Raw genomic sequence first — 17,031 nt, forward strand, 5'->3', positions numbered from 1 at the left:
GATTAGTCTATATTATTATTCAAAATCACTTTGTTGTTTTTCAACTTCTTTCAGTTTCAGCCGGCTTGCTTCCTGTTGCTGCTTCCGGTTACCGTCAGTCTGTTCTTTGGAATTCAAAATCACACTCATGCCTTTCTGCCTGGCGACTGATTCCAATTGTTCCAGTTCTTCTTTATCCGCCAACAAAATATGTTCCGCCTGATAAGTCTGAATAACCAGTTCGGCTGAAACCGGAGTATGTTTGCCTTGCCATACGACCGATGCACGCACCTTAATCTCGCCCGGAACAGTAGAAGCTCTTACCAATACAGGCGCAGTCCCCCAACGAACCGGTTCAGGATTAGTGAAAGTTTCGTCATTGGCTACGAGTTGTCCGAGACCTTCTATTTCAAACTTCACTTCATAATTGTTTAATCGTTTGATGTTTCCGTTATCGTCTGCAATGGCAGCTATCACAGTCATAATATCCGATCCGTCCGCTTTTAAGTTCACCTTCTCATCATCTGCCCAAAGTAATAATTTCGACGGGCGGCGAGTAGGCATCACTTTGTGAGTAGCTACCACCTTTCCACCTGCCAGGCCTTCTGCCAAAAGGTATGAATCAGCCTGTTTCCCTCCGCGCGACAATTGTTTGTCATACATAAAATCAAAGACCTCTTTAAATGTGATAACCGGCGAAGGTATTCCTGATTCAATAGCTGGTTTACGATAGCTGTATTGCTTGCCGTCTTTACAAAAAGTAAGGCGTACTTCTTCACAATTACTATATACCGTAACGTCTTTCGGAGAAAAAGGAGTCATCGCATTAGCAATATACACCATAGGACCGCTATCTGCGATCAATTCCTCATTTACTTCCACAGGACGTTGCGAACAAAACATATAGTAAGACAGTTTAGGCTGCCGGAACGCATCCATAATCCCCCCATAAAACGGGTCGGGATGATACCCTCTCTGATGATCGAAAGAATGCCAGAGGCAACCACCCATATGCTGTCTCGTTGTTCTATACAACACATCATAGCTCGTAAGTTTATAATCGGGCTTAGCATATCCCTGAGCCTGCACAAGCATCGGCACTTCCCCCCATGCACGATTCACACGACTAGGAGAATTATGCGCATACCAGTCGTCTACATTATCTCCCCACTCCCGGGTGAAATAACTGATGTCAGGATTCAGCGTTTCGGTATTAAAGGCTCCCCCGCCCCCTTCCGCCGGATGAGTGAAATGGATAGGGAAGAACTCATGCCCGCGTGCCGTGACATCACAGCCCGCATAACAGTATGGATAAGGATATTCCTTATTCAATATATCGACCACATTCCTGGCAAACTCAGCCGGATACCATGTTTCATTCAGAATAGGCTCCCACATCCACACACAAGGATGATTACGGTCACGGCGGATCATGTTGCGAATATCGCTATATACTCTCTGCGCAAAGACCGGTTCATCATTCCAGAATTGCCATCCCGGAGTATTGACAATAACAAAGAGCCCCAACTCGTCGCAAGCATCCATAAAAGCAGGATCTTGAGGATAATGCGCGTTACGGATAACGCGCAACCCTGCATCACGCAATTTCTTGGCATCACGCCAATGCAGGCTATTAGGCAGAGCATTGCCTATCACCGCATAATCCTGATGTCGGTTGGCACCAATCAGTGGATAAGGATACGGTTCACCGTTCAGCCAAAAGCCGTCCTTTCCTTTGAATTCTATACTGCGGATACCAATACGACGACGATATCCATCAACGACATTACCGGCTTTATCCTTCACGTACACATGCAACTGATAGAGATAAGGATTGTCCGGCGACCAAAGCCGGGGAGCTTCCACTTTCAGACGAGAAGATACCTTTGCCGCCCTGTCGTTGCTCACAGACAACCGTTTCTCTGTCGAAAGCACCAGCCGGTTATCACGATCAAAAAGCTCATAACTGACTTTTCCATTGAAAAACTTCCCCGAAGTATTGCGTATGTGTATATCCAGATTCACTAAAGTCGATTGCCGGGAGACTTTATCATAAGAGACAAACAGTCCGCCTCCCGCCACTTCATCTTCATAATTGGGATCCGTCACGAATACACGGTTATGAACTATCATCCAGCAGTCACGATATATTCCGCCACAATAAGTAAAATCCAGTGTTTCCTGTGTCTTGCCGGGCGGATAAGCAGGATCATCACTGTTGTCCGCCCATACCGTAATCACATTATCCTCTCCAAAGTTCAGAGCGGAAGTAACATCAACAACCACCGGCAAAAAACCTCCGAAATATTCTTTCAGCAACTTACCATTGACCCATACTTTCGACTTCCCCATAATAGCCTCGAAATGAAGAAACAGTTGCTTGTCCTTCCAATCATCCTGAGGCGTAAAATGTTTACGATACCATATCTCTCCCTGATAATTAATGCATCCGCTAGCCTCAACAGGAAGATATTCTATCCCATGAGGCAAGGATACGACATTCCAGGCCTTGTCATCGAAGTTTTTTTGTTCGGCTCCCTCTACCTTTCCTTTATGAAAACGCCAGGCAGGATTCATGCTGAACACAGTACGCCCGGTATTGGGCAACGAATAAAAACCTGCCGTGGAATATGCCGGCTGATAGCCGGCATAAGATGTCAACGAATACAGTGATAAAAGGCAAATCACCAGCATCCGCCATGATAAAAGAGTATGTCTCATAAATATTTAAAGTTAATTTATTAATTATAAAGTCCCATCCGGCCAGGGAACAGGCTCTCCCGTATCTTTGAACGAGGGACGCTGGGCTTTCTTTTGCCGTAAATATACACTTAATTCCTTAGATAATCTCCTTAATATATCCGGATATTCTTCCGCAAGATTCTGTTTTTCCGAAATGTCTTCCGCGATATTAAACAGTTCCTTCTTTTGCGTGCCGTAGTAATAAATCAATTTCCAGTCTCCCTTGCGAATCGTACAACTGGCTCCGAAGCCCGGTCCCGGCTTTCCCCATCCATTAGGGAAGTTCCAATAAAGAGAACGTTTTTTTGAAGAATCACCCGTACCTTTCAGTAAAGGAACAAAGCTGACACCGTCTATATGCTGCACGGTATGATAGCGTTTGATTTGAGCCATTTCAAGAATAGTAGGATAGAAATCCTCAATAATCAGATATTTGTCACATTCCGAACGAGGAGCAGTAACCTCCGGCCAGTACACAATCATCGGTTCGCGAATTCCGCCTTCATGTGCCGCCCCTTTTCCACTACTGAGGGGTGCGTTCTGCATATAAAGTGGGTTTAACCCGTAAAATTCGATTGCCATGCCACCATTATCCGACATAAAAAGGATGATTGTATTATCCGCCAACTTATTACTTTCCAGATAATCCATCAAGTCACCCAGACTTTTGTCCATCCCCTCAAGAAGTGCCGCATAACCAGCATCTGTATCCGACAAGCCTTTTTTCTTATACTTTTCATAAAACCTCATATCCTTTTCTATCGGTCCATGAATGGCATAATGTGACATATACAAGAAAAACGGTTTATCTTCCTGTTTTACTTTATCAAGCGCTTTTATCGCTTCCAAAGTCAGCGCTTCTGTCAGGAAAATATCTTTTCCATAATATTCTTCAAGTCCGGGAACGGCAAATACACTCGTCCTACGCCCGTCACAGGCATTCCCGAAATTATTCACTCCCAGATACGAACCCGGCGCACCGGCTGCACCGCCATTAATATTTATATCAAATCCCATATTCAAAGGATTCTCCCCCGGTGTAGTGCGTGCGGCAAAATGCGCTTTACCGCAATGTATAGTATAATACCCATTGTCTTTTAATACCTGCGCTAATGACGTTGCATATGTGCAACGCTCTACTTTATCTTGTTGACAGAATCCGTTTACATTCCATTGAGGGTAATTGAGATTCTCATTCTGTGCGTCAGTAGATCTATTACGTTCCAGTGTCCAGTTAGTGACCCGATGGCAGGCACTGTTCATGCCCGTAAACAAACTGACACGACTGGGAGAACTGATACTGTTGGCATATGCTTGCGTGAACTTCATCCCCTTGCGGGCAAGACGCTCCATGTTAGGAGTCTCATAAGTTTCATTATTAGTCGTTTTTTGATTCCAAAAGGGTACGGAAGTATCCTGCCAGCCCATATCGTCTACCAAAAACAATAAAATATTCGGTCGCTTCCCGGCGTGTATATTAGCTAAGCTTCCTGCAAAACACAGGAATAATAATGAAGTTATTTTTTTCATTGATCACTCTTATTGAAAGAAACTGCATCTTCATCCTCAAGATGCAGTTTCTCTTATTTAAACATTCTTTATTTTATCCCAAGCGGTCCTTCGTTGGCTACCGTAGGCCATCCCGGATTCTGATAAATAATAGAAGTACTCAAATCATTGGGATTGGAAGCGGTAATTCTGAAGTGCGTGATAGCAATAGGATTCAGATAATGTGCTTCACACCATGAATATCCGGCGTCATACATAAGATTGTTTGTTTTCACTGCACGGTAAGGGCATAGATACTTGCCGCTATTGGCATAGCTCGACACATTGGACGTCTGTCCTTCCGTTCCCTCCTGTACCAAAAGATTCTTTCCGTCCTTCATGTACTTATCCTTCAAGTCGGATTCCCACAGGTTAACTCCCTCAATCACAAAGTGCTGTACCTTATCCAATGCTCTCCAGCGTTTCAAATCCATCATTCGCAAGCCTTCAGCCACCAATTCGCAACGCCGTTCACGACGGATATTATATAATAATGGAGAAACTTGTTTGCCACCCGAATATACCGCCCAATCTAGTTCCCGGGCGAGATCGGTATTATCCACCGTCACAGTATAATCTCTCGGCAATCCTGCTCTTTCACGAAGATCACCCCAATAGCCCGCAGCTTCCGAACCAATGGACGTTCCATTATGCTCTATGCAGTCTGCCTCAATATAATTGAGATAAGCCTCAGCCACACGATATACCGGACAACCTTCAATCGCCGTATTACCATCCCGATACCAATTATCGGAGAGCCCTTTACGAACCTGATAGCCCGTTACACACCTCTTCTCGTTTATTTCCAGAAGTTGCGGAACATCCGGAAGCAAATCAGGAGCACCATTCATTATAATAGGACTAAGAGTTTCACTTGGTGTCATCATAAACAATTGCAAACGCAAATCCCTGTTTTTGCGGACATCCAATAAAGACTCGTCACCTTTGTACTGGCTGGTCGCATAAATCGGCTTACCGTCACGGCAGAGAAAGCTCTCAACAAACTGACGGGTAAAACCTGTATTTCCTCCAAAACGGATATAGGCAGGAGCCGAATGTACCACCTTATATTCCAGCAGATTATAAGAGCGCCACAACAATATCTCCGAATATCCTTCCAAACTATTTGCTGAGAATTGAGCAAAATAGGGGTTGCTCATTTTATATTTATCATCGTCTGTTTTAACTGTTTCATCCATGCAATCTTTTGCCGTATTCTGTACCAAAGCCGCGTTGCCAATCACTTCTTTGGCTGCCGCTTTAGCCTCTTTCAGAAAAAATGCAATTTCCGTGTCAATATTGAAGCCCTCAAGATCTTCCGCCTTTCCCGGCCATCCCGGTCCACCGGGAACTAAAGCCGTACCTCTGTGATAAGTCAGCCAGGAAGCTTCCAGCAAAGCAGCTCTCGATTTCAATAACAGGGCGGCATTTTTTGTGATACGGTTCTTGCCTCCGGATATGTTATTGGTAAGCAAGCCGATAGCCCGGTCCAAGTCTTCCAAAATAAAGCGTGCCACTTTATAGCGGGGTTCCCGTTTGCTAGCCGCCGTCAAAGGCTCGGCTTCGTCCGGCAATGTAGTCTTTATAATCGGGAAGTCACCGAAAGCCTCCAGTTTCGACAAGTAGTTCTTGGCACGCAAGAAATACATTTCACCGATATAATGCTTGATGTTTGCTTCCGTACCCTCTATTTCCCCTTTCTCAAAACGCGGTACTACCGTTTCGAGGAAATAATTCGCTTCACGAATAGCAGCAAAATGCCACGGGTCGTTCGATGCAGGATTATCAAAAGCCTCTTTCACCTTCCATTGACCGGGAATCCACTTGTTATCATAGTCAGTGGCAGCCTGATTATCAGTCGCGTTATCATTTTTCCAAATTCCGGCATTGAATCCGCTGTGGGTAGTGAAGTTGTAATGCTTTACGGCATAAGCGGCCAAGTCATTTTCAGTAAAGAAAAAGTTGTCCGGGGTTACGCTATCCAAAGGTTCCCTATCCAAAAAATCGTTGCAAGAAGAGAATATAAGGCTTCCCCCCGTCAGCAAAAATAAATATTGAAATATCTTTTTCATACGTCGTCAATTAAAAGTTAACACTAAATCCTGTAGAGAAAGTACGAGACAGCGGATAAGTCTTTCCTGACTTGCTCGAACCATCCTTCGCTCCGTATCCGGTATTAATCGTTTCCGGATCAAATCCGTCGGGCAAGCCTGTCAGGGTGAACAGATTCTCTCCTGAGAAAAAGACTCTCAGATTGGAAACACCTATTTTCCGGGTGATATGAGCAGGGATGGTATATCCAATCTGCAAATTCTTCAAGCGTACATAGGCGGCATTCTGAAGGTAGCCGGTTTGCACTTTCTGGTTCTTGGCGTAATTGTCGACCAATATACGCGGGAAATAAGCATCCTTGTTAGCACTCCAGAAATCATCCGCTTCTTCGCGGAAGAAATCAAGATGGGAAGTAAAACAAGCTGATGACCATATACCACCTGTAGCTCCCCAGAACATATTATCGTTCAACCATGCGTCACGTTTTGCCACTCCCTGGAAGAATAAGCGTACGTCGAAACCTTTCCAGGATGCGTTCAAGTCCAAACCGAACTTGAGTCGCGGAGAGCTATTACCAATAATTTTTTTATCGCCCGGGTCATCAAGAGTGGCTCCTTCGGAAATTTTGCCGTCACCGTTCAAATCACGATACATGATGTCACCTGCTCCCCATTTGCTGCCCATCGCATCCTGACCGCCTTCGGGCAGTGAAGCGAGATGCGCGTCCATTTCTTCCTGGCTCTTGGCAATGCCGATTGTTTCGAATCCCCATATATCACCATTATATTTGCCTACGTACCACGTATCTATTTTGCCGGTCGTATTGGGATATTTCAAGATTTTCTGACGGTCGTCCGAAAGCAGCAGGTGCACTCCGTAATTAAAATCCCGGATGTTGTCTCTCCATCCCAAATCCAGTTCAAAACCGGTAGACTGCATATCCGCATTATTCATTTTGGGAACATTCGCACCTAAAGTAACGGGAAGTTCGGGAGCCGGTCCCACCATATTAATAGTCTTCCGGTTGAACCAGTCGAAACTTACCGTCAGGCGGTTGTTCAACATTCCGAGGTCAAAACCGATATTCCATGACCGCATGGTTTCCCAGCCGAGCAATGCAGAAATCAAATCGGGCGCATTCGCTGTGTTGGGACGTGCGTCATTAATCAACCAATGGGAGTCAGGGTCTTGGGCAATAAACTTCATCAACTGGATATACGGATAAAGGTTTTCCGTATTCTGGTTTCCTAATTCACCCCATGAACCGCGAATCTTCAACGTATTGATGATGTTGCTGCAAGGTTCCATAAAAGCCTCGCGTGCCACGTTCCATCCGGCAGAGAAAGACGGGAACAGGTTCCAGCGTTTATCTCTTGCAAAACGAGAAGTTCCGTCATAACGGAGATTCATCTCAAACAGGTAGCGTTCTTTATAGTCATAATTAAGCCGGCCGAAAAATCCGGCTGTCGCCCAATGATTCAGTTTGGACTTATCAATCGTAGACTCTCCCGTAGCGGCATTAATGTTAGGTACTGACTCTGAAATCAAGTCCAGCTTTGACGCCTGCAACTGCCGCCATTTATTCGTTTCCGCCTGAAAGCCGACCATCGCTTTCAGATGATGCGCCTCAACAAACGTCCGGCTATATTCACTGTAGACATTAGCGTTGAAATAATTGGTACGTTCGGCACCTTCGGTGACCTTTGATGTTTTCCATGTGTCGCCGGAATAGGGTTCGCCGGCTACGTTCATCTGCGGCACCTTCAGATAATCGGTATGCGAGAAAGCATCTACCACCTTATAATTGATTTCTCCAAAGATTTTCCAGTCTTTGATCGGTTCTATCACCACTTGGAATTGCTGATACAGCCAGTCGGTCTGCGAATCACTGTCGCCACCGTAAAGAATAGGCCGGATGATGGTATTCCCCATCGGGTAACCGTTAGGGTCTACTGTCGGCTCCAGCGGCCATCGTTTGGCTATATTGTGATAAAGGGTATTGTCAGTCATTGCCGTGGGCTTGGTATAGTCTTTTCTCATGTACTTCATGTTGTAGTTCATGCTTAACCAAGGATAAAGCTGCGCATTAATTTTGCTCGTCACCGAATAACGTTGCAACTTATCCCGACGGATAGCCACCATTCCTTCCTGCCCCATGTAGTTGCCCGAAAAATAATACTGGATTTTTTCCGTTCCGCCACTCACACTGAGAGAATGTTCTTGCGAGAACGCAGTTCCCCCGAAGACTACATCATACCAGTCTGTGTCCGTATTGCCTATCCAGTCCCAAATGGTAGGGGTATTTCTATTAGGCTGGGTGGTAGTGGTAATCACTCCCGACGCATAGTCCTTGATGGCCTGAAGACGGGTGTCATCAAACTGCACCGCCGTTTTGCCATCATTCAACTGCATTTTATTGAAGTACTTGGCATAAGTGTAGGAATCCGCCACTTCCGGAAGATTGATAGCCTCCGACCAACGGAAACTATTATTATAATTCACATTCACTTTTCCCGCTTTTCCTTTCTTAGTCGTAATCAGCACCACACCGAACGGCGCGCGCGAACCGTAGATAGAGGAAGCTGCCGCATCCTTCAGCACAGATATGCTTTCAATATCATTCGGATTCAGCATATTCATATTTCCTTCCATGCCGTCTATCAAAATCAACGGAGAAGCATTGGAACCGTCGCCAATCGTACCTGCTCCACGAATATTGACTTTCATGTCCGCACCGATTTCACCGCCATTGCCGTCGGAAGCATAAGAGAAGTTCATTCCCGGCACCAACCCCTGCAAAGCCTGGCTTACGTTGGAAACCGGACGCGACAATAAATCCTCGGCATTTACCGTAGATACCGAACCGGTAAGGTTTACCTTTTTCTGTGTACCAAAACCTACGACTACAATCTCGTCGAGTGATTTGGTATCTTCTTTCAAGGTTATCAAGAGAGGTTTTCCCGTATGCACCTTTGCGGTCTGCGAAATATAGCCCACATAAGAAACTGTGACTGTCGCATTGGATGACGCAACGTTCAGAATGAAATTTCCGTCCAGGTCTGTGATTGTACCATTCTGAGTGCCGTCTTCCATGACCGTGGCACCGATGACCGGATCGCCGAACATATCCGATACTTTTCCCTTTATCTGTACGGTGGTCTGTTTTACGGAAGATACTTCGGGAATTTCGGTAGACAGTATAATCTTCTTGTTATGAACGACGTATTTGACGTTGGTATTCTTGAATACCTCATTTAAGATGTTAAATATATTGTTACGCTCAGTTAATACCGATACCCGGCGATTCAAGTCAACATGGCTGTCATTGTAGAAAAAACTAAAATCAGATTGTGCTTCAATTTGGGAGAGCACCTCTTTTACAGTCAGGTTTTGTGCTTTCACATTAATCATAGTACGTTGGGCATAGCTATCGTTAGCGCATAAGAGTCCAACGAAACAAAAACAAAATGCAAATAATAGTCTCATAGATAAAGGAATTTTTCTCCAAAGGGCAAAAACGGGATTATCCACCCATAATTGTTGGACATAGTTGTTTTTCTTCATATCTTTGCATGAATTAAAGTTAAGAAATAATTTACTCTGTTTGCGTGCAAACAGTTTAAAGGCTTTCACATACAGGCTGATGTTGGAGCATCGTGCCTGTATGTCTTTTTTTTGTTTAAGGGGGTTTGTAGTAATTCATAATTGTATCAAATTTAATTAGTTAAACATAAAGGTTTCTAATATATCTCTATTAGCCTCTTTCCTTGATTTCGGTCTTCTTTCTCGACGTTCCGCCAACGGATACGTGACGATATCTTAAAGTTCTCCAATATTTCATCTACATACTGATCCGTAAATGTTCCGGTGAATGTATATTTGTCATATTTGGCGGTTTTCACTATAAACTCTACATTATACCGCTTTTCCAGCATGTGCAATGCATCCTTCAAAAAGGTACGGTCGAAAATCACTTTCATATCTTTCCAGGACAATTCCGATTCTCCACTGGTGGTCTTTACCTGTATCTCTCCACTCTTCTTGTTATAAACCGTTTTCTGTCCCGGCTTCATTGTCATCTTCTGTTCACTGCCCGCTTTATGGTATTTGAATTCTACCTTGCCTTCTACCAATGTCGTTACCACATCTTCCATATCGTCGAACACTTCCAGGTTAAAGCGTGTACCCAGAACTTCTACTTTTGAATTTTGGGAAGTAGAGACTATGAATCTATGGTCGGGATCTTTCGTCACATCAAAATAGGCTTCGCCGCTCAGACTTACCTCACGGGTATCACCGGTGAAAATGGAAGGGTAGCGCAACGTGGAAGCCGAGTTCAAATATACCAGCGTACTGTCCGGCAGCCTGAAAGAAGTGACCACGCCCGGCTGAGTCTCTACTTCAAGCATTTGGACGTAGACAGAAGAAGCGGGGCCGGATTGATTCAGCAACAAGAGAATAGTAATAGCCATCGGTATGAACATGACTGCTGCGGCACGCTGCATCCATTTCCACCAGGCAACCGGGTGTCCGGCCGTTTTCATCTTCATCTTTACCGTCGACAGTTCTTTTTCCATGTCCATAGCGTCAATAGTGTTCTTGGTATCGACCGCAAGAAGCAACGTGTACACTTCTGCTGCTCTCTGCCTGTTCTCGTCCGACACCTCTATCCACGCTTCTATCTCCTGCACCTCGTCTGCCGTTGCTTCGCCATCATAATATCTGATAAGCAAATCTTCTATGTTTATTTCTTCCATTTTCATGTTTCTACTTGTTTTCATTGAAGAGACAAGCGGGAGAAAAAAAATACTAAGGTTTATTTCATCTTTAACTATTATAAACAATATGGTTAATTACCGTTTATACTTTCTATTCTTTCGAATAATTATAGTATCATTGCACCATATGAAAAACACGCAGATAGATGAGCAACAATTACTAGCGTCTCTACAGAATGGAGAAATAACTGCTTTCGACCGTATTTTTAAAGAATACTACCCTATATTGTGCGCATACGGAAGGCGTTTTGTCGACTACGAAGATGCAAAAGAAATTGCCGGTGACGCTATTTTATGGTTATGGGAACATCGGGAAACGCTCCTGATAGATACATCATTAGGTAGATATTTGCTTAAATCGGTGTATCGGAGATCGTTAAATTGTATAAAACAAAAGCAGTTGAAGTACACTGCTGATACTAATTTCTACGAAGAGATGGAGAGCATGATACAGAACGTAGATACGTATCAACTCATGGAGCTTACCAAAAGAATAAAAGAAGCCATCGATGAATTACCCGCTTCCTATCGCGAAACGTTTATTCAACACCGCTTTACGAAGATGAGCCACAAAGAGATTGCAGAGAAGTTAGGAGTTTCGCCCAAAACTGTCGCCTATCGCATACAGCAGGCTACCAAACTACTCCGCAAAAGCCTTTCTGACCTTCAGCCGATAATTTTAGCTTTTCTAATCTAAAATATCTTTCTTGGTAAACAGACCTGCGGTTCTATTCCCGGTTCATCAACCGATGTTCAGCCACCTGTTCGAATTTTGTCCCCGGACGACCGTAATTGGCATACGGATAGATAGAGATACCGCCACGGGGGGTAAAGATTCCTGTTACTTCGATGTATTTGGGATTCATAAGTTTGATGAGGTCTTTCATGATGATATTCACGCAATCCTCATGGAAAGCACCATGATTACGGAAGCTGAAAAGATAGAGTTTCAAGCTCTTGCTTTCTACCATTTTTATATCCGGAATATAGCTGATACGTATCTCTGCAAAGTCCGGCTGCCCGGTGATGGGACACAGACTTGTAAATTCAGGGCAGTTGAAACGTACCCAATAGTCATTCTGAGGATGCTTGTTATCAAAGGCTTCCAATACTTCAGGAGCATAATCTTGCTTATACTCGGTCTTTCTTCCTAATAAGGAAAGTTGGTCTTTTAATTCTGTCATTTGTACTCGTTTACTACCACCTCTACATTATACAAAAAACGCATTTCCTCTTTCACCTATCACCGGCCAGACTCAAATACCTTATTTATAAGCATTTGAGTGGTGAATGATTCATTTTACAACCTATCACCGTATCTATCACCTATCACCATCAATTCTCCCCCCACGGCTGCTTTGTCCCCGCCTTGCTTGTTACGAAACGTTACATGTGGTCAAACAAAGTGTTTCATGCCTTGAAACAAATGGTTTCATTACTTGAAACAAAGAGTTTCAAGCCTTGGAACTGATAGTTTCAAGCAATAGAAACTTTAGTTTCCTACCGTTGAAACTTTAGTTTCTCACCGATGAAACAACAGTTTCAAGCCGTTGAAACTAAATTGAGCCAATACGTTCCGAACAGAAGCTACGACCATTCTATTCATTAGAACTTACCGGTGACAGTAGATGTGACGGAAAAATGTCTGGTTTAGTTGCTGTCACCACTTGCTGTCACAGTCTATTCATCTTACATTCAAATGGTTAACAACTAAAGTGTGACAGGTGACAGCAAAAAATGCATTTTTTATCTCTATGTAGAGATATTATTGATTCTTACTTTTTAAATACTTTTCCAGTCCTTCCCGACGCAGCGTACAAGCCGGACAATGCCCGCAACCATCTCCCTGAACACCATTATAGCATGTCAAAGTCTCGGTGCGAACCAGCTCCAATACTCCCAATTCGTCTGCCAAAGCCCATGTTTCCGCTTTATCAATCCACATCAGAGGGGTATGAATCACAAATTGTTCATCCATAGCCAGGTTCAATGTTACATTGAGGGACTTTATAAATGCATCGCGGCAATCGGGGTAACCGCTGAAATCTGTTTGTGAAACTCCTGTTATCAAGTGATTGATACCGCGTTCGCGGGCATATACTGCCGCAATACTTAGAAAGAACAGGTTGCGTCCCGGAACAAATGTATTGGGAGCACTATCTGCCGGTTTCTCTTGGTCCATCACCATTGTAGCGTCGGTCAGGGAGTTACGTCCCAGTTGTCCGATGAAGGATACATCCATCACATCAAATTCCACTTCCGCCTTACGGGCTATTTCCCGTGCCAGTTCCACTTCTTTCTGATGTTTCTGACCATACAGGAAACTCAGGGCATATACTTTTTTAAAGTTGCGTTTCGCCCAATACAGGCAAGTGGTGGAATCCTGTCCGCCACTGAACACAACTAATGCTGCTTCTCTATTCATTATCTATCTTAAATATCTTTGACTTTCAGTACGTTGTAGGAGATATCGGTATCGTAGACATCGCTACCGTCTATTTTCTTGATGGCTTTTACCACACGGATAGTCACCGGAAGAATCATCACTTCATACATGGATTTCAGTACGATTTGGATTCCCATCATTATGAGCAGTTCTTTCCAGGCAATAATCCCGCCAAAAGCTACCGGAAAGAAAATCAATGAATCTGCCGTCTCCCCTACAACAGTCGACCAAATGGCACGGGCGGAAAAGTTACGCCCCTGGCTGGCTACTTTCATCTTACTCATCACATATGCATTGAGGAACGAACCGACCAAGAATGCCATCAGACTGGCAGCCACAATGCGGGGAGCCATACCGAATACAAAATCAAAATGTTCCTCTCCTTCCCAAAAAGGAGCAGCCGGAATGGCAACTGCTATCAGTCCGAGGGCTACAACAAAGAAGTTCATCGCAAAACCGCTCCAAATGATAAGGCGCGCTTTCTTGAACCCCCAAACTTCGGCGATACAATCATTGATAATATAAGAAATAGGAAAAACCAATAATCCGGCGGTCACGGTCAGGCTACCGATTTGGATTACTTTCGTTTCAAGAAGATTGGCTGCGATAAGGCATACATTAAAAAGAATGCCGAGCAGCATAAAAGGTACAGATACTTTCTCTTTCATAATTCCTGTTTTTTACGTGGTGTTCTAGAATACACGACCGCTATTCACGGCATCAAATGTCTTTTTATTCTTTCGGGCTGCAAAGATAGAATAAAAAAGTGAGAAGGCAAAAAGAGATGTATATAAAGTAAATACTTAAACCTAGAGCTATTCTAAATCTACATATCAAGAGACAAACTCTTTTCGCTATTCTAAATATAACGAAACAAACACATAATTAGAATCTAAAACATGATTCTTATACGCAAGAACAGCTCTCCTAATATGTTCGATGGTTTCAGACTTTACTTTTTCTTTTTGAGATAGTAATGATGATTCATTCAAAAAATGAGATTTTCTAATTCCATATAGTTCCACTTTTATTCTCAGACCTTCTTCTTCTTTTATATAGTTGATATAAACAACAGAGAAATGCGTATTCTTACTTTTGTCAAAAGCATATTTTGCCATCTTCGTCTCGCTGTAGGATGTTCCATCCAAATATACAGAATCAATAGAATAACCTATAATGCTTTCAATCTCCACCATGTCCTTTTTATTTAACATATATATAAAACCGACCGGCAGTTTTTTACCTGAATACTCCATACCATACACAAATTAAATTTTCAAAACGTCTTTAAGCAAAAAGCTATCTCACAGACTTCCTATGCCAAATATACAAAATTAACCCCAAAAAAGAACAACGATTAATTCTTATTTTAGAGAGTATGTTCAGAAACATTCTTTGCATCAACTAACATTCTGTTTCATATGCATAAGCCTTCCCATCAGCATTATATTCTTGATAGGAAGGCTTTCAACTTTGACCTTAAAACACATCACTCAATCAATCAGGAGTATGCGTCAGGATGAGAAATCTTTCAATTCCTCTTTCAACCGCTTGCGGATGAAAAATAAACGGCTCTTCACCGTCCCCATCGGCAATCCTAATTTATCGGCAATTTCTCTATATTTAAATCCGGCGACAAACATCTGGAAGGGTACTTTCATTTCTTCCGGTATCGAATGTATCACACGATATAGTTGCTTCATATCATAAGTAAATTCAAATCTATCGGCATCTTCATCTTCAATCAAATACTGTTGGTTGATAGAATAAGTATCATCTATCACATTCATTTCACGAACCGAACGGCGATAGTTGTTCACGAAAATATTGCGCATGAGTGTGTACATCCACCCTTTCAGATTCTTACTGTACGTAAACTTCTCATGATTATCCAATGCCTGCAATACACAGTCTTGAACTAAATCATTGGCTGAATCACGGTCTGCCGTCAACTTGTATGCAAAGCGATGCAAATCCGGCTGTATGTCTAATATTCCTTGTGTAAATTCTACTTTTCCCATCGTCGTATTTCTTTTATCTGATTAGTACGGTACAAAGATCCGCTTTTTTAGAATGAATATAAATAGCAATTCTTCCGATTAGTTTGGCAATTTTTCCTTTGGGCTTTTCAACCATTTCTTTTTTTAGTTGTTCATTGGGCATTCACCTAAAACTTAACTGATAATGAAAACAAGTTTTAAAATGGTAGCTATGCTACTGGGGATGGGAATTTTCCCCCTCTGTGCTAATGCACAAAAGAAGGTAGTCATCGAAGATGAAGAACCTAATTCTATCATGTTCGTCTCCCGGGATAAGGCAGGAGATGAAATTATCCGCATCATGAATGACCGTTCACAGATGCGTTTCCATGATCCGAACGCTCCCCGCTTTCTGCTCACCGACCAAAAAGGAAAATTTGCTTTAGGCATCGGCGGATATGTCCGTGCAACGGCGGAGTATGACTTTAACGGGATTGTTGACGACGTGGATTTCTATCCGGCATTGATTCCCCAACCGGGAAAAGGAAATTTTGCCAAGAATCAATTTCAGATGGATATCACTACTTCTACCCTATTCCTTAAATTGGTAGGACGCACGAAACATCTCGGCGACTTCGTGGTTTACACCGCCGGTAACTTCCGCGGTGACGGAAAGACTTTTGAACTGCAAAATGCGTATGCCCAATTCCTCGGTTTCACCATCGGATACAGTTATGGTTCGTTCATGGATCTTTCCGCTCTTCCGCCTACTATCGATTTTGCAGGTCCTAACGGTTCAGCCTTTTACCGCACCACGCAATTAAGCTATATGTGCGATAAGTTGAAAAACTGGAAATTCGGTGTAGCCATGGAGATGCCTTCGGTAGACGGCACGGCTAACAGTGATGTTTCTATCAATACCCAACGGATGCCGGACTTCGCTGCTTCCGCACAATACAACTGGAACAGTAACAGTCATATCAAACTAGGTGCTATCGTGCGCAGTATGACTTATTCAAGTAATGTATATGACAAGGCATATTCTACAACCGGATTCGGTCTGCAAGCATCCACAACTTTCAATATCACAAAGAAGTTGCAGGCTTACGGACAGTTCAACTATGGTAAGGGTATCGGTTCTTACCTGAATGATTTAAGTAATCTGAATGTGGACATTGTTCCCGATCCCGATGATGCAGGAAAGATGCAGGTGCTTCCGATGTTGGGATGGTATGCCGGATTACAATATAATTTTTGCCCGAATTTCTTTGTATCGGGTACGTATAGTTTATCCAGACTTTATTCAGAAAATGGGTATCCAAGTGAAAACCCGGAATCTTATCGTAAAGGACAGTATCTTGTAGCTAATGCTTTTTGGAATGTAAGCAGTAACCTACAAGTGGGTGTCGAATATTTGAGAGGATGGCGCAGTGATTTCAGTTCTTCAACCCGTCACGCCAATCGGCTGAATATGTTGGTACAGTATTCTTTCTAAACTAATATAAAT

Annotated in this window: 12 protein-coding genes; 2 read left to right on the forward strand and 10 right to left on the reverse strand. The window is 43.2% G+C overall.

What is annotated here, in order from left to right; translation table 11 throughout:
* Nucleotides 1-15 precede the first annotated feature (15 nt).
* The 5 genes from BacF7301_RS22820 to BacF7301_RS22840 form a co-directional block, all read right to left on the reverse strand.
* Nucleotides 16-2,673, reverse strand: coding sequence for a glycoside hydrolase family 2 protein (locus BacF7301_RS22820; protein ID WP_369805660.1), 2,658 nt, complete (start codon nucleotides 2,671-2,673; stop codon nucleotides 16-18).
* Nucleotides 2,674-2,724: 51 nt separating this feature from the next.
* Nucleotides 2,725-4,251 carry a sulfatase gene (locus BacF7301_RS22825; RefSeq protein WP_167966451.1) on the reverse strand — a complete coding sequence of 509 codons (1,527 nt, stop codon included), beginning with the start codon at nucleotides 4,249-4,251 and terminating at the stop codon, nucleotides 2,725-2,727.
* Nucleotides 4,252-4,319: 68 nt separating this feature from the next.
* The gene (locus BacF7301_RS22830) at nucleotides 4,320-6,341 is read right to left on the reverse strand and encodes a RagB/SusD family nutrient uptake outer membrane protein (protein ID WP_167966453.1); all 2,022 of its coding nucleotides are present in this window, start codon (nucleotides 6,339-6,341) and stop codon (nucleotides 4,320-4,322) included.
* 10 nt (nucleotides 6,342-6,351) lie between these two features.
* Nucleotides 6,352-9,885, reverse strand: coding sequence for a TonB-dependent receptor (locus tag BacF7301_RS22835; protein WP_167966455.1), 3,534 nt, complete (start codon nucleotides 9,883-9,885; stop codon nucleotides 6,352-6,354).
* A 176-nt stretch (nucleotides 9,886-10,061) separates the two neighbouring features.
* A complete protein-coding gene (locus BacF7301_RS22840; protein ID WP_245208286.1) occupies nucleotides 10,062-11,084 on the reverse strand; it encodes a FecR family protein in 1,023 nt (340 codons plus the stop codon).
* Nucleotides 11,085-11,226: 142 nt separating this feature from the next.
* Here BacF7301_RS22840 and BacF7301_RS22845 point away from each other — a divergent pair, with 142 nt between their 5' ends.
* The gene (locus tag BacF7301_RS22845; protein WP_167966457.1) at nucleotides 11,227-11,796 is read left to right on the forward strand and encodes an RNA polymerase sigma-70 factor; all 570 of its coding nucleotides are present in this window, start codon (nucleotides 11,227-11,229) and stop codon (nucleotides 11,794-11,796) included.
* 31 nt (nucleotides 11,797-11,827) lie between these two features.
* Here BacF7301_RS22845 and queF read toward each other — a convergent pair whose 3' ends face one another.
* The 5 genes from queF to BacF7301_RS22870 form a co-directional block, all read right to left on the reverse strand.
* Entirely contained in the window at nucleotides 11,828-12,283 is a 456-nt protein-coding gene (gene queF, locus BacF7301_RS22850) for a preQ(1) synthase (RefSeq protein WP_167966459.1), read from the reverse strand.
* A 581-nt stretch (nucleotides 12,284-12,864) separates the two neighbouring features.
* Nucleotides 12,865-13,524, reverse strand: a complete 660-nt coding sequence (gene queC / locus BacF7301_RS22855) for a 7-cyano-7-deazaguanine synthase QueC (RefSeq protein WP_167966461.1) — start codon at nucleotides 13,522-13,524, stop codon at nucleotides 12,865-12,867.
* 8 nt (nucleotides 13,525-13,532) lie between these two features.
* Nucleotides 13,533-14,213 carry a queuosine precursor transporter gene (locus tag BacF7301_RS22860; protein ID WP_167966463.1) on the reverse strand — a complete coding sequence of 227 codons (681 nt, stop codon included), beginning with the start codon at nucleotides 14,211-14,213 and terminating at the stop codon, nucleotides 13,533-13,535.
* Nucleotides 14,214-14,399: 186 nt separating this feature from the next.
* Nucleotides 14,400-14,801 (reverse strand): hypothetical protein, encoded by a 402-nt coding sequence (locus BacF7301_RS22865; protein WP_167966465.1) that lies wholly within the window; start codon nucleotides 14,799-14,801, stop codon nucleotides 14,400-14,402.
* 258 nt (nucleotides 14,802-15,059) lie between these two features.
* A complete protein-coding gene (locus BacF7301_RS22870) occupies nucleotides 15,060-15,566 on the reverse strand; it encodes an RNA polymerase sigma factor (RefSeq protein WP_167966467.1) in 507 nt (168 codons plus the stop codon).
* A 163-nt stretch (nucleotides 15,567-15,729) separates the two neighbouring features.
* Between BacF7301_RS22870 and BacF7301_RS22875 the strand changes: the two genes are divergently transcribed.
* The gene (locus BacF7301_RS22875; protein ID WP_167966469.1) at nucleotides 15,730-17,019 is read left to right on the forward strand and encodes a DcaP family trimeric outer membrane transporter; all 1,290 of its coding nucleotides are present in this window, start codon (nucleotides 15,730-15,732) and stop codon (nucleotides 17,017-17,019) included.
* The last annotated feature ends 12 nt before the right edge of the window (nucleotides 17,020-17,031 follow it).

This window comes from Bacteroides faecium (genome assembly GCF_012113595.1).
GTDB classification, from domain to species: Bacteria; Bacteroidota; Bacteroidia; order Bacteroidales; family Bacteroidaceae; genus Bacteroides; species Bacteroides faecium.